General features: G+C 68.5%; 27 protein-coding genes. 18 read left to right on the top strand and 9 right to left on the bottom strand.

Annotated features, from left to right (window positions below):
* Window positions 1-28: 28 nt before the first annotated feature.
* Window positions 29-607 (bottom strand): TetR/AcrR family transcriptional regulator, encoded by a 579-nt coding sequence (locus tag BM150_RS01655; protein ID WP_092922658.1) that lies wholly within the window; start codon window positions 605-607, stop codon window positions 29-31.
* A gap of 17 nt (window positions 608-624) precedes the next feature.
* Here BM150_RS01655 and BM150_RS01650 point away from each other — a divergent pair, with 17 nt between their 5' ends.
* From BM150_RS01650 to BM150_RS01630, 5 genes are all read left to right on the top strand, one after another.
* Window positions 625-2,238: an FAD-binding oxidoreductase gene (locus BM150_RS01650; RefSeq protein ID WP_092922655.1), complete on the top strand. Its 1,614-nt coding sequence runs from the start codon at window positions 625-627 to the stop codon at window positions 2,236-2,238.
* A 242-nt stretch (window positions 2,239-2,480) separates the two neighbouring features.
* The gene (locus BM150_RS01645) at window positions 2,481-3,365 is read left to right on the top strand and encodes a diacylglycerol kinase (protein WP_092922652.1); all 885 of its coding nucleotides are present in this window, start codon (window positions 2,481-2,483) and stop codon (window positions 3,363-3,365) included.
* Window positions 3,366-3,557: 192 nt separating this feature from the next.
* Window positions 3,558-3,731 carry a hypothetical protein gene (locus tag BM150_RS23985; protein WP_175496632.1) on the top strand — a complete coding sequence of 58 codons (174 nt, stop codon included), beginning with the start codon at window positions 3,558-3,560 and terminating at the stop codon, window positions 3,729-3,731.
* 120 nt (window positions 3,732-3,851) lie between these two features.
* On the top strand, window positions 3,852-4,136 hold the full coding sequence (locus tag BM150_RS01635) for a hypothetical protein (protein WP_092922646.1): 285 nt from the start codon (window positions 3,852-3,854) through the stop codon (window positions 4,134-4,136).
* Between the two features lie 78 nt (window positions 4,137-4,214).
* A complete protein-coding gene (locus BM150_RS01630; RefSeq protein ID WP_175496631.1) occupies window positions 4,215-4,403 on the top strand; it encodes a DUF397 domain-containing protein in 189 nt (62 codons plus the stop codon).
* Between the two features lie 490 nt (window positions 4,404-4,893).
* Here the strand turns inward: BM150_RS01630 and BM150_RS01625 are convergent, their stop codons facing one another.
* The 3 genes from BM150_RS01625 to BM150_RS01615 are packed head-to-tail and all read right to left on the bottom strand — an operon-like array spanning window position 4,894 to window position 5,797.
* Window positions 4,894-5,331, bottom strand: a complete 438-nt coding sequence (locus BM150_RS01625) for a hypothetical protein (RefSeq protein WP_092922643.1) — start codon at window positions 5,329-5,331, stop codon at window positions 4,894-4,896.
* A complete protein-coding gene (locus tag BM150_RS01620) occupies window positions 5,328-5,576 on the bottom strand; it encodes a hypothetical protein (RefSeq protein ID WP_092922640.1) in 249 nt (82 codons plus the stop codon). Before BM150_RS01620 ends, BM150_RS01625 begins: the two co-directional genes overlap by 4 nt.
* Entirely contained in the window at window positions 5,573-5,797 is a 225-nt protein-coding gene (locus BM150_RS01615; protein WP_092922637.1) for a hypothetical protein, read from the bottom strand. Before BM150_RS01615 ends, BM150_RS01620 begins: the two co-directional genes overlap by 4 nt.
* Window positions 5,798-5,901: 104 nt before the next feature.
* Here BM150_RS01615 and BM150_RS01610 point away from each other — a divergent pair, with 104 nt between their 5' ends.
* From BM150_RS01610 to BM150_RS01585, 6 genes are all read left to right on the top strand, one after another.
* Entirely contained in the window at window positions 5,902-6,780 is an 879-nt protein-coding gene (locus BM150_RS01610) for a helix-turn-helix domain-containing protein (protein ID WP_342752515.1), read from the top strand.
* Window positions 6,777-6,974 (top strand): DUF397 domain-containing protein, encoded by a 198-nt coding sequence (locus tag BM150_RS01605; protein ID WP_425427401.1) that lies wholly within the window; start codon window positions 6,777-6,779, stop codon window positions 6,972-6,974. The genes BM150_RS01610 and BM150_RS01605 overlap by 4 nt, the downstream gene beginning before the upstream one ends.
* Window positions 6,975-7,677: 703 nt before the next feature.
* The gene (locus BM150_RS01600) at window positions 7,678-8,673 is read left to right on the top strand and encodes an ESX secretion-associated protein EspG (protein WP_175496630.1); all 996 of its coding nucleotides are present in this window, start codon (window positions 7,678-7,680) and stop codon (window positions 8,671-8,673) included.
* Window positions 8,674-8,760: 87 nt separating this feature from the next.
* Window positions 8,761-9,708: a SurA N-terminal domain-containing protein gene (locus tag BM150_RS01595; RefSeq protein WP_092922631.1), complete on the top strand. Its 948-nt coding sequence runs from the start codon at window positions 8,761-8,763 to the stop codon at window positions 9,706-9,708.
* 169 nt (window positions 9,709-9,877) lie between these two features.
* On the top strand, window positions 9,878-10,912 hold the full coding sequence (locus tag BM150_RS01590; protein WP_092922628.1) for a nucleoside triphosphate pyrophosphohydrolase: 1,035 nt from the start codon (window positions 9,878-9,880) through the stop codon (window positions 10,910-10,912).
* Window positions 10,913-11,049: 137 nt separating this feature from the next.
* Complete coding sequence (locus tag BM150_RS01585) at window positions 11,050-11,793, top strand: lysozyme family protein (protein WP_139219433.1); 744 nt, start codon at window positions 11,050-11,052, stop codon at window positions 11,791-11,793.
* 70 nt (window positions 11,794-11,863) lie between these two features.
* Here BM150_RS01585 and BM150_RS01580 read toward each other — a convergent pair whose 3' ends face one another.
* The gene (locus BM150_RS01580) at window positions 11,864-12,844 is read right to left on the bottom strand and encodes a serine protein kinase RIO (protein WP_092922625.1); all 981 of its coding nucleotides are present in this window, start codon (window positions 12,842-12,844) and stop codon (window positions 11,864-11,866) included.
* 300 nt (window positions 12,845-13,144) lie between these two features.
* Window positions 13,145-13,822 carry a hypothetical protein gene (locus BM150_RS01575; RefSeq protein WP_092922622.1) on the bottom strand — a complete coding sequence of 226 codons (678 nt, stop codon included), beginning with the start codon at window positions 13,820-13,822 and terminating at the stop codon, window positions 13,145-13,147.
* A gap of 169 nt (window positions 13,823-13,991) precedes the next feature.
* On the opposite strand from BM150_RS01575, the gene BM150_RS01570 reads away from it, so the two are divergent.
* The gene (locus tag BM150_RS01570) at window positions 13,992-14,831 is read left to right on the top strand and encodes a lytic transglycosylase domain-containing protein (protein WP_092922619.1); all 840 of its coding nucleotides are present in this window, start codon (window positions 13,992-13,994) and stop codon (window positions 14,829-14,831) included.
* A 390-nt stretch (window positions 14,832-15,221) separates the two neighbouring features.
* On the opposite strand, the gene BM150_RS01565 is transcribed toward BM150_RS01570, so the two are convergent.
* Complete coding sequence (locus BM150_RS01565; RefSeq protein ID WP_092922616.1) at window positions 15,222-15,605, bottom strand: tetratricopeptide repeat protein; 384 nt, start codon at window positions 15,603-15,605, stop codon at window positions 15,222-15,224.
* Window positions 15,606-15,872: 267 nt separating this feature from the next.
* Here BM150_RS01565 and eno point away from each other — a divergent pair, with 267 nt between their 5' ends.
* From eno to BM150_RS01550, 3 genes are read left to right on the top strand one after another with little or no spacing between them, the layout of a single operon-like run.
* Window positions 15,873-17,159 (top strand): phosphopyruvate hydratase, encoded by a 1,287-nt coding sequence (eno, locus tag BM150_RS01560; RefSeq protein WP_092922613.1) that lies wholly within the window; start codon window positions 15,873-15,875, stop codon window positions 17,157-17,159.
* 3 nt (window positions 17,160-17,162) lie between these two features.
* Window positions 17,163-17,690: an FtsB family cell division protein gene (locus BM150_RS01555; protein ID WP_092922610.1), complete on the top strand. Its 528-nt coding sequence runs from the start codon at window positions 17,163-17,165 to the stop codon at window positions 17,688-17,690.
* Window positions 17,691-17,698: 8 nt separating this feature from the next.
* Window positions 17,699-18,226 carry a DUF501 domain-containing protein gene (locus BM150_RS01550; protein ID WP_175496629.1) on the top strand — a complete coding sequence of 176 codons (528 nt, stop codon included), beginning with the start codon at window positions 17,699-17,701 and terminating at the stop codon, window positions 18,224-18,226.
* Between the two features lie 394 nt (window positions 18,227-18,620).
* Here the strand turns inward: BM150_RS01550 and BM150_RS01545 are convergent, their stop codons facing one another.
* Window positions 18,621-20,282 (bottom strand): isovaleryl-CoA dehydrogenase, encoded by a 1,662-nt coding sequence (locus BM150_RS01545; protein ID WP_245755188.1) that lies wholly within the window; start codon window positions 20,280-20,282, stop codon window positions 18,621-18,623.
* Window positions 20,283-20,893: 611 nt separating this feature from the next.
* Here BM150_RS01545 and BM150_RS01540 point away from each other — a divergent pair.
* Window positions 20,894-21,985, top strand: a complete 1,092-nt coding sequence (locus BM150_RS01540; protein WP_092922600.1) for a lytic murein transglycosylase — start codon at window positions 20,894-20,896, stop codon at window positions 21,983-21,985.
* A 47-nt stretch (window positions 21,986-22,032) separates the two neighbouring features.
* Here the strand turns inward: BM150_RS01540 and BM150_RS01535 are convergent, their stop codons facing one another.
* Window positions 22,033-22,386 (bottom strand): DUF4199 family protein, encoded by a 354-nt coding sequence (locus BM150_RS01535; RefSeq protein ID WP_092922597.1) that lies wholly within the window; start codon window positions 22,384-22,386, stop codon window positions 22,033-22,035.
* A gap of 659 nt (window positions 22,387-23,045) precedes the next feature.
* Between BM150_RS01535 and BM150_RS01530 the strand changes: the two genes are divergently transcribed.
* On the top strand, window positions 23,046-23,999 hold the full coding sequence (locus tag BM150_RS01530; RefSeq protein WP_092922594.1) for a Ppx/GppA phosphatase family protein: 954 nt from the start codon (window positions 23,046-23,048) through the stop codon (window positions 23,997-23,999).
* Between the two features lie 207 nt (window positions 24,000-24,206).
* A complete protein-coding gene (locus tag BM150_RS01525) occupies window positions 24,207-25,871 on the top strand; it encodes a peptide ABC transporter substrate-binding protein (RefSeq protein ID WP_092922591.1) in 1,665 nt (554 codons plus the stop codon).
* Window positions 25,872-25,970 lie beyond the last annotated feature (99 nt).

Below are 25,970 nucleotides of genomic sequence, written 5' to 3'. Positions count from 1 at the left end.
CACTCACGGGAGTCGAGTTGACGAACCCCTACTTCGGGGATTCGGGGCGCAGGTAGTTCTCCAGCATCGTGCGCAGCTGCTCGTCCAGGCGTTCGGCGGGCAGCTGGTCCGCCACGAGGCGGGAGGAGAGCGCGGCGGACTGGGTGACCAGCAGCAGCATCGCCGCGAGCTCCTCGGGATCGCCGTCGGTGATCGAGCCGTCCCGCTGGCCCTCTCGGATCGCGGCGGCGAAAACCTCCAGTATCTCGCGCTGGCTGGTTCCGAGCCGGTCGAAGGTGTAGGTGATCAGCAGTTCCGGATCGGTCTCCAGGATCTTGCGCAGCAGCGGGTGCTCGCGCACGGCCGCCACGGTGCTGACGATCCGGTCCAACCCGCGCTCGCGGGCGTCGCCGCCGGTCTCTTCGTCGTCGGGCAGCAGCGCGCGGAGCTCCCTGGTCAGCAGGTCGGCGGCCAGCGAGCGCATGTCCTGCCAGTGGCGGTAGACGGTCGGTCGGCTCACCCCGGCGCGGCGTGCCACCTCGGTCAGCGTCGTACGGCGCATCCCGACGGCGAGGACGCACTCGCGCGCGGCGTCCAGGATGCCGTCTTCATTACGACTTGACGTCATGTGTAAAACTGTAGCGCATGACCGCACCGCAGCACCGCACCCCGGAGCCGATGTGGAACGCGTGGGGTACCGCTTCCGAGGCCGATCCGCTGCCCGAACACCTGCGCGCGCTGCTGACCGACGCGCTCGGCGTGCCCCGCCGCGACACCCCCTCGGTTCCTCGCGATCAGGTGCGGATCCGCGAGTCGGCGCTGCCGGACGTGGCCCGCGCGTCGATCCAGGACGCCGTCGGTGCCGAACACCTGCACACCGACGAGCACACGCGACTGCTGCACACCGGCGGCAAGAGCACCCCGGACCTGCTGCGCCGCCGTTCCGGTGACGCGGACGAGGCCCCCGACGCGGTGGTGCGGCCCGGCGGCCACGAGGAGGTCGAACTGGTGCTGCGCGCCTGCGCCCGGCACCGGGTCGCGGTGATCGCGTTCGGCGGCGGCACCAGCGTGGTCGGCGGGGTGAGCCCGGACCGCTCGGCGCTGCCGGTCGTGGTGGCCCTGGACCTCGCCAGGCTGGATCGACTGCTCGAACTGGACACCGAGTCCGGCACCGCCACGCTGCAGGCGGGGCTGCGCGGCCCGGAGGCCGAGCGGTTGCTGCGGGAGCGGGGCTTCACGTTGGGGCACTTCCCGCAGAGCTTCGAGTACGCCAGCATCGGCGGTTTCGCCGCCACCAGGTCCTCCGGGCAGGCGTCGGCTGGCTACGGCCGGTTCGACGACATGGTGCTGGACCTGCGGGTGGCGACCCCGCGCGGCACGATCCACCCCGGGCGCGCGCCCGCCTCGGCGGCGGGGCCGGACCTGCGGCAGCTCTTCCTGGGCTCCGAGGGCGCGTTCGGCGTGGTCACCGAGGTGACCGTGCGGGTGCGTCCGGCACCGGTCGAGACGCGCCACGAGGCGTGGTCCTTCCCGGACTTCGCGACCGGGGCGGCGGCGCTGCGGCAGCTCGCGCGGACCGGTTCGCTGCCGACCGTGGCACGGCTGTCCGACGAGACCGAGACCGGGCTGAACCTAGCCTCTTCCGAGGTTGGGGAGAGCGCGCCCTCCGGTGGCTGTCTGGCCGTGACCACCTACGAGGGCACGGCCGAGCACGTCGAAGCCCGCCACGCCGAGATCGCCGAACTGCTGCGCGCGGCGGGCGGCAGCTCGCTCGGTGCGGAACCGGCGGACTCCTGGGACCGCGGCCGGTTCCACGCGCCGTACCTGCGCGACGCGCTGCTGGACGTGAACACCCTCGCCGAGACCCTGGAGACCGCCACCACGTGGTCCAATCTGGACCGGACGTATCAAGCCGTGCACGGGGCGCTCACCGAAGCATTGGGAGAGCAGGGGACTCCGCCGCTGGTGATGTGCCACGTCTCGCACATCTACCCGACCGGCGCCTCGCTGTACTTCACCGTGGCCTGCGCGCGTGCGGCGGATCCGGTGGCGCAGTGGCAGCACGCCAAGCGGGCGGCGGGCGACGCGATCGCCTCGGTCGGCGCGACCATCACGCACCACCACGCGGTCGGCTCCGACCACCGCGACTGGATGGTCGAGGAGGTCGGCGAACTCGGCCTCGACGTACTGCGCGCCGTCAAGGAGACCGTGGACCCCGAAGGGGTGCTCAACCCCGGGAAACTGCTCCCGCCGAAGTGATTACCCCACCAGAGCGCGGCGATTTCTCGGGAAATTGACGTCGCACCGCACCGGGCCGTGCCGCCTCACCGGCGCGGCGATTTCTCGGGAAATCGACGCTCGGTTGAGCACCGCTCGGTGCGGCGAGGGATGAAACGGCCCGGTGGAGGTTCCGTCGACCGTGTCCCCGGAAACCCCGAGGGAACACTCGGTCGGGCAGGTCGGCCGGGCAACCGTTGTAACAGTGAACGAGGGAGCGGCCGGTGCGCGACATCTCCTTACTCGTCAATCCGACTTCCGGTAAGGGGCGGGCACGCGAGGCGGCCCGTCGCGCCGCCGAACGGCTGCGACGCGACGGTGCGTCCGTCACCGAACTGGTGGGCACCGACGCCGCGCACGCCGCGCGGCTGGCCGAGCACGCCGTCGCCTCCGGCACGGACGCGCTGGTCGCCTGCGGCGGTGACGGCATCATGAACATCGCGCTGCGGGCAGCGGTCGGCACCGCCACGCCGATCGGGCTGATCCCTGCGGGCACCGGGAACGACTACGCGCGGATGTTGGGGCTGCACGGCAGCGATCCCGAGGACGCCGCGCGGGTGGTGCTCGCGGGCGTCACCAGTGCCATCGACGCCGGTCGATGTGGTGAGCAGTGGTTCGGCACCGTGCTGGCGTGCGGGTTCGACGCCAAGGTCAACGAGCGCACCAACCGCATGTCCTGGCCGCGCGGCAAGTGGCGCTACAACCTGGCGGTGGTCGCGGAGCTCGCCAAGCTGCGGCCGTTGGACTACCGCCTCGAACTCGACGGCGAGTCGTGGGAGACCAGCGCGGTGCTGGTGGCGATCGGCAACGGGCCCAGTTACGGCGGCGGGATGCGGATCTGCCCCGGTGCGTCCTGCGTGGACGGTTGGTTCGACGTCACCGTGATCGGGCCGGTGGCGGCACGGCGGTTGATACGGCTGCTGCCCACCGTCTACGACGCCAGGCACGTGGAGTATTCGCAGGTGACCACGGTTCGGGCCCGGCGGGTGTCGGTGTCCACACCCGGCGTCACCGCCTACGGCGACGGCGAGCCACTGGCGCGGCTGCCGCTGACCGCCGAGTGCGTTCCCGGCGCGGTGAACGTGCTGGTGCCCGCCGAGCCGGGTTGAGCGCGGATCGCGCGGTACGTGGCGCCTCGGGTGGGGCCGTGCGCTTAGCCTCGATTGAACAACACGTACGCCGCCATAGATCCGGCGGCGCTCGTGCTGCGTTTCACGGTGCTCGACGTCAGCGCTGCCTTGATCGGCTTCTTCGGGGCGGGTTAGCTTGGGAAAGTGGACAAAAGAAATATCCTGTATCTGGTGATCGCTCTGCTGGGGATGGCGGGCTTCGTGCTGCTTGCGCTCGCCGATCACTTTGTCGTGTCGAATTATTTGCCGTCGGGTTTCTCGCTTCGCCTGCTTCAACTGGTTTGCCTCGTTGGGGTCGCATTTTTGATCCGGAAAGAAGTGAAGGACCGGGAAAAGGAAAAGTAATTCCGGTGTCGGTCGCCGTCCTAGTCGATCCGTGCGTGTCGCTGGTCGGTGTTGTATTGGTCGGGTGAACTTCACCGGTCGCGGCTGCGGAGGTCTGTTCCGCGCTGGCATGCTCGCGGCATGCGTTTCGAGCAGGACGGGGCTGTCGTCGTCGTTTACCGTGACCTCGACGATGTTCGCGAGGCCCTGCGCCGCTACGGCGAGCCGGACGAGCTCGCACGTTTCGACCTCGAACGCGAGTACGGGTTTACCGAGGAAGAGCTCACGGAGTGGTGGACCACGGCCACGAGCGCTGCCAATCCCCCTACCGAAGCGGAACGCGCGATGTTGCGGCGCATGGCGGAGACCGGCGATCGCTCCGGCTTCTACGTGCAGCACGACGACGGGAGCTTCACGCGGAAGTGACGGGAATTCTCGGCGTTTTCGTGATGGGAAATGCTGTTGACGTCCATGCGGAATCTTCACGAAAGTGAGCGGAAAATTATGCCCGACATAAGCGGATGGCGTAAGTCGAGCTACTCCTCACAGGAAACCAGCTGCGTCGAGGTCGGTCGTGTCCACTCCGGCGCGGCGGTGCGCGATACCAAGAACCGCGCCGCCGGATACTTCACCACCACGGCTCAGCAGTGGGCAGTGTTCATCGACGCGGTCAAGGCCAACCGGTTCGACTGAATCCCACTGAATAAATGCAGCCCCTCCGGAGCGCTTCGGAGGGGCTGTTTCTGCCTCCATCCCCGCGTGCGCGGGGCCTACACTCACTGCGCTGGGATTCTAGCGGCGCGAAGGCGTTGTGAGAACCACGTGGTCACTCCTCTTCGGACACCACAGCTTCGGGCGGACCGCTCCGGAGGCTGGATCGTCGATGACTCCGGTAGCGGTTCCCACCATTGTGGTCTGCTGCGTTGGAGTCCCCGCCCGGCCGGGTGGGAGCGGGGAGGGAGGCCCGGCCGGGCGGGGTTTTCGGTGGCGGTGCGTACATTTCGCGAGAAATTGACGTCGCTGCGTGGGGGCGTGCGCGGCGATTTCGTGGGAAATTGTCGCCCCGCCACCGGCGGCCCGGGGTGTCTCGGCGGTTGTCGGGGGGTGGCCGAGTACACGGTTCCGGGCCCGATCTTGGTGGGAAAAGGGATCGTGGGGGACGGACGCCGGGGCGGGTCAGTGTCTAGAGGCGGTGAAGCCCGTCGAGGACGCGGCGCATGAGTGCCAGCTCGGGAGGCTCTGCCACCGACGCGGGATCAGGGGAGGCAGCGGAAACGGCGGGAACGGTGTCAACAGCGGTTGGGCTGGTGGGATGCGGCGCTGCCGGTGGTGACTCCGGTGTCGGCGTCAGTGACGGCGCTACCGGGGCCGGTGGGCTGACACCGAACAGGTGCGGATACTCGTCGGGGTCGCACAGTGGCCAGCCGATCAACTCCGTGGTAGGGCGTTCGTCCCGGAAATACGACTCCAGCCGCAGCGCGGCCAGCCGTCGGGCGGCCGGGCCGCTGCCGCCCGCGTGGCGGGGCCGATAACTCGCCCGGTTGCCCCAGCCACCCAGCACGATCGCAGCCCCGGCCAGCACGACGGCGGTGGTCAGCAGCATCGCCGGATGCGTACTCATTCCGCCTCACCCCGCCTGCGGAACTCGTCCGGGTCGATCGAACCCGACTCCGGAGGGGTTCCCCCGCCGAAGGCCAGCGCGGCGGCGTAGTCACGCAGCTCATCGGAGAGCCGCTGCAATATTCCGGCGAGTTCGGCGCACTGCCTCGGGGTGGCCTGCCGGGCCGGGATGTCGTAGGAAGCCTGTTCGAGTTCCCACTGCTCGTGGGCAAGCCACATGCCCAACCTGCCCGCATAACTGGTCACCACGACTCACCCCCAGTCTGAACAGCCGAGGTGAGCACATCCCGCAGCTGGGCAGCCTGGCCGACCGTCCACACCGTCCGGTGGAACACCGTCGGCGTCTCGATCCGAATCACCTCCGGCGTCCACCGCGAGATCCACACCAGCAACGACGACGAGCCCTCCGACTCGTTGCCACACCACACCCGAACACCCGGATGATGCACCTCGTACCTGGTTGGCATCGATGACCTCCTGTAGTCAATATTAACTACTTGTATTTGGTGTGAGACCAGTTTGTAGGTATCGAGACCATTGGGACAATAGCTCTTTCAGGTGATCTCCACAGATGTTGTTCTCATTTACGGTGTGGTGCATGACCGGGACCACGAACCTCGCACCACGTGCCTACATCCTTGGCTCTGAACTTCGCGAAGCACGGGTAGGAGCCGGAATGACCGTTCGCAAACTGGCTACGCAGCTCGATGTTTCGCATTCGGTCGTAGTCCGTTGGGAGCGTGGTGGGCGAGTCCCATCCACCGAGTCGGTCTCGGCGATGTGCGCGGTGTTGGACCTGCCGAGTCACCAGCGAGACCGGCTACTTGAGTTGACTCGTGAAGCGGCTTCCGAACCGGTCAACTCGGTTTCGGTGGGAGCCACAGGAGAAGGTGATCAACTCACCGCTCTGCTTGAATTCGAGCGTACCTCTACTGCGATCACTGACGTATCTCCACTGCTCATGCCCGGACTCTTGCAAACCGGAGACTATGCACGGGCCATCATGGGCACCGGAGTTCCGAATGTAGACGAGCGTGTAGCGCTTCGACTGGGACGCAGCGATGTCATCACTCGTCGGAAAGCGCCAGCTGCATACACAGCTTTCATATTGGACTCGGTGCTGCACCAAGCTGTTGGTGATGAGGAGGTTATGGCGGAACAGTTGTTGCACCTGACCGAGATGAGTCAGCGAGGCAACGTCGAAGTGCGCGTTATACCGAGGCATCTCGGTTGGACTCCAGCACACGCCGGACCATTCATGCTGCTGGAGTTCGAGCGTGCCTCGCCTGTGGTGCACTTGGAACACCACAGGTCAAGTGCTTTTCTGCGTGACGAGGGGGACGTTTCGGCATTCGTTGATGCGCGGGATGATATCGATCGGTTGGCGATGAGTGCAGAGGAATCGAGGGAGCTCATCACCGAGACAATCGAACGATTGGAGGCGACGTGACTCTGTCGCACGCGGTGAGCACGTGGCGTAAGAGCAGCTACAGCAGTCAGGAGACCAACTGCGTTGAAGTCGGTCGTCTCGATGGTGGCGCGGCGGTCCGCGACACCAAGGATCGTGCCGCCGGGTACTTCACCACCACTGTCCAGCAGTGGGCCACCTTCATTAACGCGGTAAAGATCGACCGGTTCGACTGAATCCCAGCGAACGAACACAGCGCCTCCGGAACAGCACTCCGGAGGCGCTTTTACTGTCTCCAATCCCGCGTGCGCGGGGCCTACGAGCGGGCCACGGCTGCCGACGGCAGCGACCTCGGTCCATCCCCGCGTGCGCGGGGCCTACGACTCACGCGACAAGCTCGCGACGCTCATGGAGGGTCCATCCCCGCGTGCGCGGGGCCTACGGCGAGCCGACCGGCGAGCAAGAGCCACAGACGGGTCCATCCCCGCGTGCGCGGGGCCTACTCACTGCGCTGGGATTCTAGCGCGGCGAAGGCGCTGTGAACATCACTCCGTCACATCCCATTGGACATATCCGCCCGGTCGGGTCTCGTGCGATCTCCTCTACTGCCCGTACCTCCGCCGAAACTCGGCGCCGACAGGGGTCAGCTGTGGGAGTGGCCCGGGGTGGGCGGGGCGTAAATTTCTCGCGAAATCGCCGCGAGGTGGGCCGGGAGGCCGGGCGTAAATTTCCCAAGAAATCGCCGGGCTGCCGGGCTGCCGGGCTGCCGGGCTGCCGGGCTGCCGGGCTGCCGGGCTGCCGGGCTGCCGGGCCGCCGGGGCAGGTGAGCGGAGGCAGTGCCGCCATGGCACCGCTCCGTCCTCGTTGCGGCTCTGCGAGCCGCCGTGAATGGCACAATCGTGGGAGTGGGGGCGACAGGTCGGCAGCGATGAGGTGAGTGTGTCCAGTCCCCGTTCCAAAGGTCCCCCGGCCGGTGGTTTCCCGCACGACAGTCGCGGCCCCGGTGCCGGTAACCCGAGGGTCGGTAACCCGAGGGACGACAACCCCCGTATCGACGATCACCGGTTCGACGGCGCCGGATCCGACGAGCAGGACTTCGAGAGCTCCCGCTTCGACCGCGTCATCACCGAACCGGTCATGCTCAGCTACGCCGCCTACGACGTGCTGCACCACGACGAGTTCGGCGCGGGCACCGCCAAACCGGCCGGGCTGGAGGGCGTTTCCCCCGGCGCCACGCACCGCGAACGCGCGGCGATCGTCGAGGCGGCCAACGCCGAACTGCGCCAGGCGGGCCTGATCAGGGGTGACGCTCCGATCGGCGCGCTGCGCGACACGCTCCGCCTGCTGCGTACACCGCAGCGCCGCGTCTACGGCTGGTACTCCATCCGCACCGACGCCGGGGCGACACGGGGTGGCTTCCAAGTGGCCGAGGCCGACGACTTCGCCGTGCTCGCCGCCGTGGAGCAGGACCGCGTACTGCTCGAACCGGTCGAACCCGACGCCCTGCCATCCACAGTGGCCGGACTGCTACCGGACGCGCCACCGGTGGACGAAGCACCGACCACCATGCCGCCCCCGCCTGCCCGACACACCGTGCCGGACCGCGACCGCCGTTCCCGGTCCGACCAGAACGAATCGAACGCACCGGACGACGAGCGGCCAACCCGGACGCGATCGACACCGCCGGGACATCGACTGCTGGAACGGCTGACCGCGCCGCCGCTGGACTTCGCGCTGCGCGCCGTGCGCTCGCAGTACGTCTCGCGCGGCACCGAGCGGGAGTGCGAGTACCCGCTGAACTACTACGCGGGCCCCGAGGGGGCGCTGCTCACGGTCATCAAACGCGACGAGGACGACGAGCCGCTGCTGCACCTCCACCCGGCGACCACGGAGGTCTTCCTGCGGGAGCTGCGTGAGCTGGGCCGGTTCCGCTGAACTCCCGATGATTGCACGGAGGGTGAGTAAGCATGATCACAGCGGGCTTACGGACAGCACCCGGGTGCTCGTGAGAAAGTGGCCCTTGTGAGATCAGTCATCGCGCGCCCACGGTTGATTATCGCGCTGCTCGCGGCCTGCCTGCTGGCCGGTTGTGGTTCCCAGCCGTCCCGGATCGGCTCGGCAGCGCTCGTCGGTGACCAGGCCATCCCGGTGAGCACGGTGCAGCAGCGGTTCGAGGCGGTCGTCGGTGAGCGCCCGCAACTGCGCGAGCAGCTCGACGAGCAGGGACGCAAGGACGAGCTGGCGCGGCAGATAGCCGCGTTCACCGTACGGCAGAAGCTCGCCGAAGTGGCCGCTCGACGCCAGAACCTGCGGGTCTCCGAGCAGGAGATCACCCAGTGGGTGCAGCAGCGGGGCGGTGCGCGGGCCGCCACCGAGGGAACCATCTTCACGGCCGATGAGGTCCGCTCCGTGGCGCGTTCGCTGGTGCTGATGCGCAAGCTCGGCAGCAAGCACCTGGCGAGCACCTCGGTGGTCTTCGACTACACCAGCGCCACCAGCCGTGCCGAGGCCGAGCGCAAGGCGAACCGCATGGCTCGTGGCCAGGAGCAGGCCGCCGAACTGATCCAGCAGGACAAGTCCGAAGGGGTTCCCGCGGGCTCGGGGCGCGAGCTCAGCGCGGCGAGCAGCCCCAGCTTCGCCGCCCAGACGCCGCTGTTCGCGGCCGACGAGGGTACGGTGCTCGCCTTCCCCGGACCCGGCAGGCAGAGCGCCGGTCAGTGGCTCGTCGCGCGGATCACCGAGCGAACCACCGGAAACGGTGACGGCCAGTCGAACACTCCATCGCTGGGCAGGCAGGGCGCGCAGCTCACGCAGGCTTTCGGTGCGCGGCTGCTCGGTCTGACCGCGCAGCGCGTCGGTGTCGAGCTCAGCCCGCGCTACGGCGTGTGGGACTCGCTGGAACTCACCGCCGCACCGGATGAGGGGCAGACCAGCGGATTCCGCATTCCCGAGCGGGAGAGCCGGGCCTGATCGAGATTTCCGGTCGGGTTGTCGGATCGCTCGCTCGGCGGAATCTCCCACCGGCTGTCGCTTCGGAGCGGAGACATCGAGCGACTTCCGTGGTTTCCGGACCCCGGTGTGCTCCGTCGGGACGCCCGAGGGCACACCATGATCGAGTAATGGCTGGAACAATCGGGGTATGAGTGCCGTCGGTGAATCCCGCCCCTCCGTCGTCGACGGCTGCGCGGTGGTGCTGGTGGACGACCGCCTCGGGGACGTCGTGCCCGCCGAGGCGGTTCCCTGGCTGCGTGGTGCGGGGGAGGTCTACGCCGATCCCGGACTGGCCGAATCCACCCGTGACTCGTTGGAAGCCGCCGCGCCGCCGGAGCACGCCGAGCTGCTGCGCCGGGCGGCCCGCGAGCCTGTGGTGCTGGTCGCCCCCGACGATCACTCGGCAGCGGTGCGGGAACTGCTGGCGGCGGGAGCCCGCGAGGTGCGGGCGACGCCCCCGCCGGGAGTCGAGCTGCTGGACGCGGTGACGGTGATGGACCGGCTGCGTTCCCCCGGCGGCTGTCCGTGGGACGCGCGGCAGACGCACGAGTCGCTGCGCACCTATCTGGTCGAGGAGACCTACGAACTGCTGGAGGCCCTGGAGAGTTCCGACCGCGGTGCCATGCGGGAGGAACTCGGTGACGTGCTGCTGCAGGTGCTGTTCCACGCCCGCGTGGCGGCCGAGAACGAGGCCGATCCGTTCGACGTCGACACCGTCGCGGCCGAGCTGGTGAGCAAGCTCGTCTCGCGTCACCCGCACGTGTTCGCCACCGACGATTCGATGCACGACGCCGAGTCGCAGCACGCGAGGTGGGAGGAGCTCAAGCAGCGCGAGAAGCAACGCGAGTCCGCTGTGGACGGTGTGGCGCACGGGCAACCGGCCGCCGCGCTGGCGGCCAAGCTCGTGCAGCGTGCCGAGCGGGCCGGGATACCGGCCGAGCTGATCGGCGAGGACTCCCATCCGGGAGCCGAGCTGTTCGACGCCGTGGCACGCGCGAGACGCGACGGCGGTGACCCGGAGGACACGCTGCGCGCGGCCTCGCTGGCCTTCGACCGCCGCATCCGGGCCGCCGAGGCACGCGCGCGCACCGCCGGAGCCGATCCCGCGCGGCTGTCCGAATCCGATTGGCGCGAGTACTGGCCAAAAGCCGACGAAACCGGTGAAATCGACGAACCGGGCTGAGGTCTTTCAACCGTGACCGGCGACTCCACCGAACCCGGTGGGTCGGGTAACAGTTCAGTGACCTAGGGAGGTCCGCGATCGTGCCGCGACGACGGAAAGCATCCGACTCGCCGCTCGTGCTGTTGAGCGGACTGGCTATGCTCGCAGTGCTCGTGCTGTTGGCCGGATTACTGGACAACGGCGGGCAGCGGAATCGGTCCCGGCTGCCCAGCGCCACGGCACCACCGCGTGCCGGGGCGCAGCCACCCCAGGTGCGCCCGTTACCCGGCGGCGCCGATCCCGCCGCGACTTCCCGCCCGCAGCGGCAGCTCTCCGACTGGGCCGAGAACTTCTCCGACGAGCTCAACATCCCGATGGCCGCGCTGGAGGCCTACGGCTACGCCGAACTGGCCCTGGAACGCACCAGGCCGGACTGCGGGCTGAGCTGGTCGGTGCTCGCCGGGGTCGGCGCCGTCGAGTCCGGTCACGGCCGCTACGGCGGTTCGGACCTGGACAGCACCGCCCGCCCCGAGCCGCCCATCAGGGGAATCCCGCTGGACGGCAGCGAGGGCGTGCGGCTCATCCGCGACACCGACGGGGGGAAGCTGGACGGCGACACGGTCTACGACCGCGCCGTCGGCCCGCTGCAGTTCATCCCGAGCACCTGGCGTGATTGGGGACGCGACGGCGACGCCGACGGGGTGGCGGACCCCGACGACCTCGACGACGCGGCGCTCGCCGCGGGCTACTACCTCTGCGACTCGGGCAGCGACCTGCGCCGTGCCGAGCAGTTCCGCGACGCCGTGCTGCGGTACAACGCCAGCGGCGAGTACGTGCAGCAGGTGCTCGACCACGCCGACGACTACGGCAAGCGCAGCCGCGAACTGACGCGGAAGGAGTAGGGCGTAGTTCGGGATCGTGACCGGTCACCCGCCGCCCGCCGTGCGGCCTTGAGCCGTCCCGGTGAAACCGTTACCGGGGCAACAGTCGAGCCGCTTGTGACAGCGACCGCGAGACCTCCGGCAAGTCGATGCGGTCCTCGGGCAGTCCGCGTGATCGGAACCAGTCGGTGATGTTGCGAACGTCGCGTTCCAGATAACGCGCTCCCGACGGATTCGCGACCACGTCCACGGCCTGGGGCAGGTCGATGAGAACGATCTCCCCGTTGTGGACCAGCACGTTGTAACAGGACAGATCACCGTGCGTCAGACCCTGCTCGGCCAGCCCGAACAACGCGGAGAGCGTCTGTATCCACAAGTCCTCGAGCACGTCCGGTGTGGGGCGTAGTTCGGCCAGCCGGGGTGCGGGAGAGCCGTCGGCATCGCCGACGAACTCCAGCAGTACCTCCGTGCCCACGCGTTGGACGGGATAAGGTACGGGTATTCCGGCCGAGCGCAGCTCGCCCAGGACGCGGAACTCCGCCACGGCCCACTGCTCGGCGAGTAGACCGCGCCCGAACGAACTGCGGACCGACATCGCACGGTTCTCCCGTGATTTGCGCATCCGGCGGCCCTCCAGATACTCGGCATCGCGGTGGAACCGCCGGTGATCCGGAGCGCGGTAGCGCTTGGCCGCCAGCAGGCACTCGCGTGCCGTTCCGGGGACCGAGCGGCGTATCAGTTCGACGTCGGCTTCCTTGCCGGTCTTGAGCACGCCGAGCTCCTGGTCCACGGCCGCGAGCTCGGTGACCAACCAGGAGGGGCGGGGTAGCGGGCCGCGTTCACCGGTGTCCCAGGTGGACCACCGGTCGGCATCCTCGGGAAGTCCGGAGGCGGGCGGTTCCTCGCGCAGTGCGGTGAGCAGGTCGCGCTCTTCCTCCGTCAGCCTGCCGCCACGAGTTCGGTCCGGCTGCTCGGAAGATCTCCGACCGCCACGCGTTCGGCCGGTGTTCGTCGTGCGGTTGCGGTTGCGCAACGGATAGTCGTCGGGATCGACTTCATCGCTGGAGTGCATCTCCGGCGGCTCCTCAAGGGAGATCCTCCGCCACGAGCACCCTGTGGTCCGGGGTGTCAGCTACCGGTCAGGAGAGCTGCGGGCAGGAGGAAACGGATGGTTGCCTGCGTGACACGAATGAGAACGGTCATGGCACACCTCCTTCAGTCGTCGCCCCCGTCGGCTTTCGGGCCGATGCGGTGAAGCGAATCCTGCCTCATCGGTCGACCGGGTACAACCGAATTCGTGCTCGACCGGCCGCCGGAATCCGGTTCCGCTCGTTTCTCCGGGGCGCGCTCGGACGATCGTTACTGTCGTCGGTCAGAGCGTCATCCCCTGCAGCAGGTCGGGAGCCGCGACGAGGACGAAACCGGCCACCAGCAACGGCAGGGTCAGCACACCGATTCGCCGCAGCCTGCCGTCCCGAGTGTCGGCGAGATGGAGCGTGAGCAGGACGGCGCAGCCGCAGCAGAGCAGCAGCGGGAGATCGCTGTCCGCCAACCCGAATCCCGTTTCCTCGATCGTGGCGGCCAGCAGCAGTGCGATCGCGGTGGCGGTTGCAGCCGAACCCGACCAGGATGCCCCGCCGATGGCGGAGAAGACAGCTCCCAGCACTGCCCCTGTCAACATCGCCAGCACACACCACATGACCAGGTTGTTCACCTGAACCCCGATGTCGGGCGCGTCGGGATAGTAGACGGTGTTGTAGAGCAGCGGCTTGCCGACGTAGAAGGCCACCACCGCGCCGAGCAGGCAGACGATGGTGCGCGGCACCGCCGTGCGAGGAGCGCGGCGAGCGCTGACCAGCACGGCCAGCAGCACCCACGGGGTCAGCGCGTGCGCGAACGGATTCAGCAGGCGGTGGTAGAACCCGAAGGCGGCGAACGCGCCGGAGAGCACCCCGACCGAGCCCACGAGCAGCAGCGCCGCGCCGCTCCACAGCGCACCGTTGGCGCGGTTCCGTGCCGCCGCGTTCGCGACGGACAGGTCGTCCGACACTTCGACTCCTCGGGCTCGCGATCGGGCGGTTTTCGCGCTCCGCGTGCCGGGCGTGGAGCACGCGTCAGTCTCCCACATCAAGATCGTGTTCCGGGGCGGTGCGAACAAGGATCCGGACCGCCGCGAGCGGAGGTCGGGTACGGCTGGACATGTCGCCTAACCTGTTGCAGTGACCGAATCCGCTTCGTCGAAGCACCCGCGTTCCCGCTCGGTGTCGCGCGCGGTGCTGGCCGTCGCCGGACGCGGCGTCCTCGCGGTGGGCACGGTGGCGAGCACCGTGCTCGCGGTCGGTGCGGTGGCGGTGTTCGGGGAACCGGCCGCCGCGCCGCAGGCGCCGCCGCTGGCACGGCAGAGCGTCGAACCCGCCCCGGTGGAACCGGGGTCGAGCGCCCCCGGCCGGTCCGCGACCGGCTCCGAACCCGGCGACGAATCGGGCGAGGACCCGGTGCGCGACTGGGCCAACGAGGTGGCCGCCGTCGTCGACGTCCCGTCCCGGGCGCTGGTGTCCTATGTGAACGCCGATCTGGCGATGCGCAGCCGAGCTCCGAATTGTGGCGTGGATTGGGCGACCCTGGCGGGCATCGGGCGGGTCGAGTCGGACCACGGCCGCTACAGCGGACGCAGGCTCGGCGCCGACGCGGTTCCCTCCAGCCCCATCATCGGAGTGCCGCTGGACGGCGGCGAGGACGTGCGTGCCATCACCGACACCGACGACGGCGTGCTCGACGGCGACACCGTCCACGACCGTGCCGTCGGGCCGATGCAGTTCATTCCCTCCACCTGGGCGAAGTGGAGCACCGACGGCAGTGGCGACGGGGTCGGTGATCCGCACAACCTCGACGACGCGGCGATGGCCGCCGCGCGCTATCTGTGCGCGGGTGGACGCGACATGCGCAGCGGCGACGGCTGGTGGTCCGGCGTGATGTCCTACAACAACTCGGTTTCCTACGCCAGGAAGGTGTTCAGCCTGGCCGAGCGATACGCCCAAGCGGGTAGCCGCGACGAATGACCCACCGAGAATTGCAGAAGCGCTTTCGGTGAGTGGTCGGGTAGCCGTCACGTGCGCTGCTTACCCGCGTGGTCCCGTTCAGAGGAGCGGCGCGGCGATTTCGCGAGAAATTGACGCCATCCCGAGGTGAGGTGGCGGAACCTCTCGCGGGCTCTCGCTGTGGGTGCCCCGACATCGGGTAGCGACCTACACGACGTCGGGGCCGTCCTCGCGAGAGCACCACGAGAGAACCCGCGGCGGTGCCGATTGCGTAAGTGGTTGGGGTTCGGCTCGGACGCGTCCGAGAGGGCCCCACGTTCGACGGGCACAGCGGGATTCCCGGAGCACTGCTCGACGCGGGGTGGAGCGCTACTCGACGCGGGACTGTCGTGTTGTTGGTGGTGGGATACGTCACTCGGTCGCGTTGACCCGAGCGATGTGCGCTCGGATCTCTCCAAGTACTTCCTGGTACGCGGGATCGGGGTACATGGTCGTGGCCAGCCGCACCTGGGTGTGCGCCTCGTTCAGTCTGCCCTGCCGTTGCAGGGTTCTTCCCAGTACTAGTCGGGCATAGTGGTCGGACGGGTCCAGTTCGATGACTCGCAGGAACGCCAGTTCGGCACGCTGGAACTGCGCCGAGAACAGATACGCGCGTCCTGCCAGCAGCTGCACGCTCGGCTTGTCCGGATCCTCTTCGAGCACCGGACCGAGCGCGCGTAACGCCTCCAGCGGGCGTCGCTGCGACACAAGGGTTTCCGCTTTGCGGAAAGCTTCTACGGTACCTTCAGCCCTCATTACCACACCAACGGTACGACTCGATCGACGGTTCCGCCATAGTGCTCGGTCGGATGTTGCCAACTCTGTTCCCGTGGTCATCCCTCGGATCGGCGCTTTCGTCGCACATGCCGGGAGCCTGACCGCGAGCCTGCGGCGGACGATCAGAGCGCCCGGTTAGGCTCGGAGGCAGTCGTCGGGCGCCCGGCCCTCACCGGCGGGACCGCCGGTGGAAGCATCGCGGCGGGCCGTGGCGTCTCGGATTCACAAAGCTTGTTAGGAGCACACGTGGCGATCATCGAGCAGGTCGGCGCTCGCGAGATCCTGGACTCGCGGGGCAACCCCACCGTCGAGGTCGAGGTGGCCCTGGATGACGGCACGCTGACCCGCGCTGCCGTTCCTTCCGGAGCATCGACCGGCGAACACGAGGCCGTCGAGCTGCGCGACGGTGCCGCCGAGCGTTACGGCGGCAAGGGCGTGGAGAAGGCAGTGGCCGGCGTGCTGGACGAGGTGGGCCCGGAGCTGGTCGGCGTGGAGGCCATCGAACAGCGCGTGGTCGACCAGAAGCTCGTCGACCTGGACGGCACTCCGACCAAGTCCAGGCTGGGGGCCAACGCGATGCTCGGTGCCTCGCTGGCGACCGCCAAGGCGGCAGCCGAGTCGACCGGGCTCGAACTCTTCCGGTACGTGGGTGGCCCCAACGCGCACGTGCTGCCGGTGCCGATGATGAACATCCTCAACGGCGGCGCGCACGCCGACACCGGTGTGGACATGCAGGAGTTCATGATCGCGCCCATCGGGGCCGACTCGTTCTCCGAGGCGCTGCGCTGGGGAGCCGAGACCTACCAGGCGCTGAAGTCGGTGCTCAAGAGCAAGGGAATGGCCACCGGACTCGGTGACGAGGGCGGCTTCGCACCCGACCTGCCCAACAACCGCGAGGCGCTCGACCTGATCGCCACCGCAGTGGACAAGGCGGGCTACAAGCTGGGCAGGGACGTCGCGCTGGCGCTCGACGTCGCCGCGACCGAGTTCTACTCGGACGGCGTCTACCAGTTCGAGGGCTCCAAGCGCAGTGCCGAGCAGATGATCGGCTACTACACCGAGCTGCTCGACTCCTACCCGCTGGTCTCGATCGAGGACCCGCTCTCGGAGGACGACTGGGACGGCTGGACCCGGATGACCTCCGAGATCGGCGAGAAGGTCCAGATCGTCGGCGACGACCTGTTCGTGACCAACCCGGAGCGGTTGGAGGAGGGCATCAACCGGCGCGCGGCCAACGCGCTGCTGGTCAAGGTCAACCAGATCGGCACGTTGTCCGAGACCCTCGACGCGGTGAACCTGGCGAACTCCTGCGGCTACCGCAGCATGATGAGTCACCGTTCCGGCGAGACCGAGGACACCACCATCGCCGATCTCGCGGTGGCCACCGGCTGCGGCCAGATCAAGACCGGTGCTCCCGCCCGCAGCGAGCGGGTGGCCAAGTACAACCAGTTGCTGCGCATCGAGGAGAACCTCGGCGACGCCGCCCGTTACGCGGGTGAATTGGCCTTCCCCAGGTTCAGCGCGGAGGTGTGATCCATGCCGACCGGGCGACCGGCACAACGCGATCGACGGAACGAGGCGGACGGCACGAGCCGTACCCGGCAGTCGACGCGTGCGCGGCGCCCGCGCGGTGACTCGGACGGCAGGACCGCGCCGCGTCGGAGGTCCGGGCCCCGAGGGGCCCGGACCCCGGCGGGCACCGGTGGTGCGTTCAAGCTCTCCTCCACCAGACGGGCCGCCGTGCTGGCCACCCTCGTGTGCGCCATGGCGTTGAGCGTCTCGGTCCCGCTGCGCACGTATCTCGGGCAGCTCGACGAGCTGTCCGACATGGAGCAGCGGGAGCAGCAGCTGAGCGAGGAGGTGCGGCGGCTGTCGGAGCGGAAGGCGGAACTGTCGGACCCGAGTCGGCTGGAGGCCGAGGCGCGGGAGCGCCTCGGCTACGTCCGGCCGGGCGAAACGCCCTACATCGTCGAGCTGCCCTCCGAGGAGAAGCAGCAGTCCGAGGAGAAGGCCGCTCCGGAGTCGAAACCGTGGTACCAGCGGATGTGGAACACGTTCACGTGAGAGGGGAAGTGACAGTGTCGGGCGTGGACCCGAGCGGTGAGCCCACCGCGACCGAGGACGACCGGCTGATCGTGCGGCGCCAACTGGGTCGTCCGCCGAGGGGAATGCGTGACGTGGTCACCCGCGACTCCTCGGGCGAACCCACCGTGGTGCGCACCAGCCCCCGACTGCCGGACGGGACTCCGTTCCCCACGCTGTACTACCTCACCGCGCCCCGGCTGGTGACCCTGGTGTCCACGCTGGAGTCCGAGGGGCTGATGCGCGAGATGACCGAGCGGTTGGCCACCGACACCGAGCTGGCCGAGCGGTATCGCCGCGCGCACCAGGAGTACCTCGCCGAGCGCGACGCGCTCGAACCGCTCGGCACCGAGGTCAGCGCGGGCGGGATGCCCGGCAGGGTGAAGTGCCTGCACGTGCACGTGGCCCACTCGCTTGCCAAGGGGCGCGGGGTTAACCCGTTCGGGGACGAGGCGCTCGACGTGATCGCCCAACGGTGGCCCAACGAAGCACCGGAGCTCTTTCCTTCCTTCGGGTGAGGGGTGCGGCTCGGTTGTCATGTGTGGTCGCTTGGCGGAACCTCTCGCACGGCTCTCGCTGCGGGTCCGGCGACCTCGGGTAGCGACCTACACAACGTCTCCGGCGTCCTCGCGAGAGCCGCACGCGAGAACCCGCGGCGGTGCCGATTGCGAGCATGGTCGGAGTTCGAGCTGCGGGAGTGGTGGGGGGGTTCGGCTCCGCGTCGTAGCGGCGCGGCGATTTCGCGAGAAATTGACGGAGCACGGAGCCAAACCGCCGCACTGGGGAGTCAATTTCGCGAGAAATTGACGCCGCCCCGAAGTCGGGTGGCGGGGCCTACCGCGCGGCTCTCGTCGCGGCCGGCTCCGGTATCGAGGCGGTGCCGACCGCGTGAGTGGTGGTAGTTCGGCGGCTTCAGTCCTCGCGGGGAGTGACCCGGTCCAGCAGGACGTCGGATCGGGTGCCGGTGGCGCCGAGGGTGTGGCCGTCACCGTCCAGCCGGGCCGCCAGGAAGGTTTCGGCGACCTCCGTCGGCGCGGTGCGCAGCAGCAGGCTCGCCTGCAACGTCAGCACGAGCCGTTCCGCCAGGGCACGAGCCCGCTCTTCGCGCGGTTCGCCCAGTTCCTCCCGCAGCTTTCGCAACGAGCGGTCGTAGCGCTCGTCCTGTCCGGCCGCGCGGTCCAGCTCGGCCAGCAGCGTCTCGGCCGTGTCGGGCTGCTTGTGCAGCGCTCGCAGGGTATCCAGCGCGGTCACGTTGCCCGAGCCCTCCCAGATGGACAGCAGCGGAGCCTCCCGGTATAGCCGGGGCATGCCGGACTCCTCGACGTAGCCGTTGCCTCCCAGGCATTCCAGTGCCTCGCCGATCACCGTGGGGGCACGCTTGCAGACGTAGTACTTCGTGGCGGGCAGCGCCAACCGCAGCAGGTCCAGTTCTGCCCGGTCGCCGCGCTGTCCCCGGTCGATCGCGCTGGCCAGTCGCATCGCCAGGCCGACGGCCGCCTCCGACTCCACCGCCAGATCCGAGAGGACCGCGCTCATCAGCGGGGTCCGGTTCAGCGTGCTGCCGAAGGCGGCGCGGTGCGCGGCGTGGTGCGCCGCCTCCGAGAGCGCGATGCGCATGTTGGCCGCGGAACCGAGCACGCAGTCCATCCTGGTCATCGACACCATGTCGATGATGCTGCGCACCCCGCGTCCCGCTTCGCCGATCAGCCAGCCGATCGCGCCCTCGTACTCCAGTTCGGCCGAGGCGTTGGACTTGTTGCCCAGCTTGTCCTTGAGCCGCCGCAGCCGTACCGCGTTGCGCGTGCCGTCCGGTAGCACCCGGGGAACCAGCAGGCAGCTCAGCCCGGCAGGGGTCTGTGCCAGCGTGAGGAACAGGTCGTTCATCGGTGCCGAGGTGAACCACTTGTGCCCGATGATCCGGTAGCTGCCGTCGGTCAGTGGCTCGGCCGTGGTGGTGTTGGCGCGTACGTCCGAGCCGCCCTGCTTCTCGGTCATCGACATCCCTGCCAGCAGACCGCGCTTGTTCGCGGCGGGACGGAGACCGAAGTCGTAGTTCGTGGCGCGCAGTCCCGGTTCGTAGACCTCGGCGAGCTCGGGAGTGTGCCGCAGAGCGGGGACCGAGGCGAAGGTCATCGAGATCGGGCAGCCGTGGCCCGCCTCGGCCTGCGACCAGAGGTAGAACCCGGCGGCGCGGTGCAGGTGCGCCCCTTCCGACGCGTCCGGTGCCCACGGTGCCGCGTGCAGCCCCTCGGAGACCGCGCGTTCCATCAGCCAGTGCCAGGAGGGGTGGAACTCCACCTCGTCGATGCGGTGGCCGTAGCGGTCGTGGCTGTGCAGCACCGGCGGGTGCTCGTTGGCGAGCCTGCCGTGCTCACGCGCCGTGGCGGAGCCCGCCTGCCGCGCCAGTGGACGCAGTTGCTCGATCCGTTCCGACTGGCCGTGCTCGGCCAGCGCCTCCCGCAGCGCCGGGTCGCAGTCCAGCGGATCGAAGTCGTCCAGCGGGGGCGGCTGGTTGCTGACCTGGTGGGTCGCCGGGATGGCGAAGTCGGTTGCGGACTCTCCGGGCTGCGTCATGCCCGCAGCGTAGGACATATCGGTTACCGAAGAGTAGTAGTCGTCGCTCCCGATCGAGCGGTGCAGCCGCGCGCGAGGAGTCCCGGACCGAGTGGTCGTCAATTTCTCGCGAAATCGCTGGATCGGTGGGGGTGGTGCGGCCCCCGCCCACCGTCAATTTCTCGCGAAATCGCCGCGCCTGCGGAGCACTCAAGCCGAGCTCCCATCATTCCCGCGGGCCGCACTCCGACCACCCTCGCAGTCGGCACCGCCGCGGGGCCTCCGGTGCGGTTCTCGCGAGGACGGTCCCGACGTGGCGTAGGTGGCTACCCGATGTCGGGGCACCCGCTCACGAGACGTGCGGGAGGTTCCGCCACAGCACCACCCCGGCAACCCGCGCCGGGAAACCGCTGTTCATCGGGCGATCTTCACGCCGATGGTGTGAAATCCGGGAGGAGTCGGCGATGCCGCGAGGACCAAAACTGGGGAGGGCGATCGTGCCGCGTCGGAGCAGAACGTCGCCGTGGCGGCGATGTGACCAACCTTCGTGGTGGCCCCGGCATTCCGAATCCGAAACACTTCCGAAACCGACCGCCCGTCGCGGTCCGCGCAGACCACCGGTCGGTTCGCTGTTGGCGCTGTTGGCGTTGCTGTTGCCGTTCGTACTGGTCGGTGGTGCCAACGCGCTCACGGCCGCGATGTTCGGCGATCCGGGTGGCGGTGACCGCCCCGGAACGCCGCCGAGACAACTGGGGGTCACCGGGGAGCTGCCCGAACAGCGGGAACCCGGCGTGCGACTGCTCCGGGACAGTCGTTCGATGCGGGGACCTTCCGAACCGGACACCGGAGCGGGGTCCGCCATTCGGGTGCCGGACGGGCCCGCCGGGATTCCGGAGCCGATGCTGCGGGCCTACCGCGACGCCGCGGACCGGATCTCGGAGACCGAGCCGTCCTGCGGGCTGCACTGGTCGGTGCTCGCGGCGATCGGACGTGTCGAGTCCGACCACGGCGACTCCGGTCGGGTCGATGATTCCGGAACGACCGTGACCGCGATCCTCGGGCCACGGCTCAACGGGGGAGCGGAATTCGCCGCCGTGCCGGACACGGATTCCGGGGATCTGGACGGGGACCCGGTCTGGGACCGCGCGGTGGGTGCGATGCAGTTCCTGCCCGCCACCTGGGACCGCTACGGCGTGGACGGCAACGACGACGGTGTCGCCAGCCCGCACAACGCGCACGACGCGGCGCTGGCGGCCGGGAAGTACCTGTGCGCGGCGGGCGGGGATCTGAGCCGCGACGAGGGGCTGGCCCGCGCCGTGTTCGAGTACAACCACTCGGAACGCTACGTGCGTGACGTGCTCGGCTGGGCCACCGCCTACCGCACCGGCGGGCACCCCACGCCCGCGCCGGACATCCCCGAGCTCGGACCGGCCGCACCCGAACGGAGTGGCGAGGTGGTCCACCCACCGGCTCCCAGCGAGGGGCCGAAGCCGAGTGATCGGCGGACGCCTGACGAGTTCCCGCCGTTGTCCCCGGCCTCGCCCCCGGAAAACTCGCCTTCGGGGACCGGTCCCTCGGAGACCGCGCCTTCCTTCGAACCGATCGTGCCCGAGACGCGGCAGCGTCCTACCGGGCAATCCGCCCCCACCGGAAGCGAACCGGGCGGTAACACCTCGTCGAGCACCGAGCCCGACGCCGAGTCGTCGGGCGGTTCAGGCGACTGACCGGCGCGTTCCGCACGCGTCGCGGAACGCGCCCCGCGAGGAGGCCGTCAGTTCTGCTGCTCCATCTCCCGGCTCATCTGCTCCTGGAACTCGTTCTGGAACTCGGGCGACTGGAAGACCGAGACCGCGAGGATCGCCCAGACGATGCAGATGACCAGGCCGACACCGGACAGGACCGTCCCCGTGATCGCGGCCTTCTTGTTGGTGGCCCTGCCCTGCGAGACCTTCCGGATGCCGATGATGCCGAGGATGATGCCGACGATGACGACCGGCCAGGCGATGATCCCGAACACCGGGATCAGCGACAGCACCACCCCGATGATGCCGAGCACGAGCGCGGCGGTTCCGAGGCCGTTGCTCGGCTGCTGTTCGGGTTGCTGTTGGTAGTCCTGATAGGACACTTTCGATCCTTCCGTGACGTCGTTGGCCGGTGCGTTTCCGATTCCCGCGAAACTTCGGTTTCCGCGTGCTGCGAACCCGGCACCGAACGGGGAACCCTATAACGCGATTGTCCGGTTGCGGCTCCAGTTGCCCGATCTGGGCCGGCTGTTCACCGTTTCGTTGTACGAGTCGTGATTTCCCCTACACCGACACGCCGAAACCCACCGGTAGCTCCCTTGCCCGATCCCGCTCGCGCCGTTCACCGAGCCGCTGTCCGGGACGGGTGTCGGCGGCCGTTCCGCCTACGGCTTACCGAATCGGTTCGGGTCGCCCGTGCCGCCCACCCTGCGCTGCAATAGCCTGGACCCGACAAGGTGCTCGGAGGTGAATCTCGACTTCGGAACGGCTCAACGGGTTTCGCCCGGACACGACTGGATCGCCGACGTTTTTCCGCCGGTATTGCCGACCGACGTGATGCATTCGGCGCCGCCGGCGCCGAAACACCCACCTACGCAGTCCGCACCGCCGCGGGTTCTCCCGTGCGGCTCTCGCGAGGAAGGCCCGACGTCGTGTAGGTCGCTACCCGATGTCGCCGGACCCGCAGCGAGAGCCGTGAGAGAGGTTCCGCCAAGCGAGCACCCCGTCCAATCAACCGGGAGACTTCGAAACGGGAGGAAGCATGGTGCGCGTTGCTGCGATCGACTGCGGGACGAACTCGATCCGGCTGTTGATCGCCGAGGTGACAGTCCACGACGACGGCACGCGCGAACTGCGCGATCTGCACCGCGAGATGCGGATCGTGCGGCTGGGGCAGGGGGTCGACGCCACCGGCAGGTTGTCCGAGGAGGCGCTCGACCGCACCAGGCAGGCGCTGCACGACTACGACGAGCGCATCCGCGAGGAGGCCGTCGAGCGCACCAGGATGGTGGCCACCTCGGCGACCAGGGACGCGGCCAACCGCGAGGACTTCTTCGGGATGGTCCGCGAGACGCTGGGAGTGGAGGCCGAGGTCATCACCGGCGAGGAGGAGGCCAGGCTCTCCTTCGTCGGCGCGGTGGGCGATCTGGGTCCAGCGGACGGCCCATTCCTGGTGGCCGATGTGGGGGGCGGTTCGACCGAGCTGGTGCTCGGCCACTGGGACGGCAAGGAGGCCGAGATCGTCGGATCCCACTCAGCGGACATCGGATGCGTTCGTCTCACGGAGCGTTGTTTGCATACCGATCCGGCTACCTCCGATGAGGTGAAGATCGCGGGTGAGCTCACGCGGGAAGTGCTGGACGAGGCGTTCGCCGCCGTGGACGTCTCCGCCGCGCGCCGCTGGGTGGGGGTGGCGGGCACCGTCACCACGCTCTCGGCGCTCGCGCACGGTCTGCCCGAGTACGACCCCGCGGCGATCCACCTGTCCCGCGTGTCCCGGGCCAGTGTCGACGAGACCGCGCGGGAGCTGCTGGCGATGGATCACGACCAGCGCGCCGCGCTGGGGCCGATGCACCCGGGACGGGTGGACGTCATCGGGGGCGGCGCGATGGTCGTCAGCGTCCTCGCGGCCGAGCTGGCGGAGCGCGCGGGGATCACGGATATTACTGTCAGTGAGCACGACATCCTCGACGGTATCGCCCTTTCGATCGGTTGAATCCCGATATGTGAGACGATTTATTCCGCCAATTGGGTGATTATCTTGCTGAATCGAGAAAGAAAGTGACGGCTTTGTGACAGCTCATTGTCGTGAACTGTGTCTCGCTTATGTTTACGCTCGCACTCATCCGACGACCCGAGGTCGTCGGCGTGGCGACCCTCGCCCTGATCGGCGAGGAGTCACGTAGACAGCGGGAGGAATTTGATGCGCAAGCGACGCATGGTCGCGCCGGTCGCGGCATCGCTGTCGGCGGCCCTGCTGGCAGCAGGCTGCGGCGGCGGTGGCGGCAGCGCCGTCACCGAGGCAACCGGCACCCTCGAGGACCCGATCACGGTCCAGTGGGCCGAGCCGCAGAGCGAGTTGGTTCCCACCAACAGCAACGACACCAACGGGAGCCAAGTCCTCAACCCGATGTTCACCGGGCTGGTGGAGTACGACCCCAAGTCCTTCGAGCCGAAGAACGCGATGGCCGAGTCCATCGAGCTCTCGGACGACAAGAAGACCTACACGGTCAAGCTGAAGCAGGGCTGGAAGTTCCACAACGGTGAGGAAGTCACCGCGGACAACTTCGTCCGGGCCTGGAACTACGGCGCCTACGCGGGCAACGCGCAGCAGAACGCCGACATGTTCAAGGCGATCCAGGGCTTCGACGCGGTCCACCCCGCCGACCCCGACGGCGAGAGCGGCCCGAAGAAGCCTCCGGAACCCTCCGCCGAGAAGATGTCGGGCCTGAAGGTGGTCGACGACCACACCTTCACGATCACGCTGAAGAAGCCGTTCAGCGTCTTCACGACCAAGCTCGGCTACCAGGCGTTCTCGCCGATGCCGGAAACCTTCTTCGAGAAGAAGGAGGAGTTCGTCAAGAACCCGGTCGGCAACGGGCCCTACAAGTTCGAGAGCCGTACGCCGCAGCAGAGCCTGACGCTCACCCGCTACAAGGACTACAAGGGTGAGGACGCGGGCAGCGTCGACGCGGTCAAGCTGGTGGTCTACAACAAGGCGCAGACCGCCTACCAGGACCTCAAGTCCGACAACCTGGACGTGATCAACGTCATCCCGACCTCCGCGCTGGCCGACAACCGGTGGAAGGACGAGCTCGGCGACCGGGCCATCTCCAAGCCGCGCATGGGCATCACCGTGCTGAACCTCCCGATGTACAAGGAGAAGTTCAAGAACCCGGACCTGCGCAAGGCGCTGTCGCTGGCGATCGACCGCGACAAGATCGTCAAGCAGGTCTTCAACGGTGAGGCGACCGCCGCCACCGGCTGGATCGCCCCCGACTTCCCCGGTGGCCCGGACAAGGGCTCCTGCGGCGAGTGGTGCAACTACGACAAGGCCAAGGCCAAGGAGTACCTGCAGAAGGCGGGTGGCTTCGACGGTCAGCTGACGCTGAGCTACAACGCCGACGGTGCTCACAAGCAGTGGATCACCGCCGTGGCGGGCAGCATCCGGGACACCCTGGGCATCAAGGTCGGTCTCAACGCCGTTCCCACCTTCGGCACCTACCAGGACCAGATGGACAACGACGAGATGACCGGTCCGTTCCGCTACGGCTGGGTCGCCGACTACCCGACGCCGCGGACCTTCCTGAAGCCGCTCTACACCTCCAGCGGTTCGGCGAACAACACCGGCTACTCGAGCGAGAAGTTCGACAACCTGATCGCCAAGGCCGACAAGGCCGCCACCGTGGACAAGGCCAACCAGCTCTACAACGAGGCGGCATCGCAGCTGGGCAAGGACGTGCCGTCCATCCCGCTGTTCACCAACGCGGTGAAGGGTGCGACCTCGAACCGGTTGGCCGAGGGCACGCTCAACTCCCGCACGGTTCCCGCGATCAGCACCTTCAAGGTGGCTCAGGCGGGAGAGTGAGTCAGAAGGCGTTCCGGAACGGCTAGGGTGATCCTCCTGCACGGCAGGTGGTGCTCCGGCACGTGAGCTGGCTGCGCCGTGGGAGAGCGGGGCACGTAG

It is taken from the genome of Actinopolyspora alba (assembly GCF_900112765.1).
Taxonomy (GTDB): Bacteria; Actinomycetota; Actinomycetes; order Mycobacteriales; family Pseudonocardiaceae; genus Actinopolyspora; species Actinopolyspora alba.
This window is presented reverse-complemented; position numbering and strand designations above follow the sequence as displayed.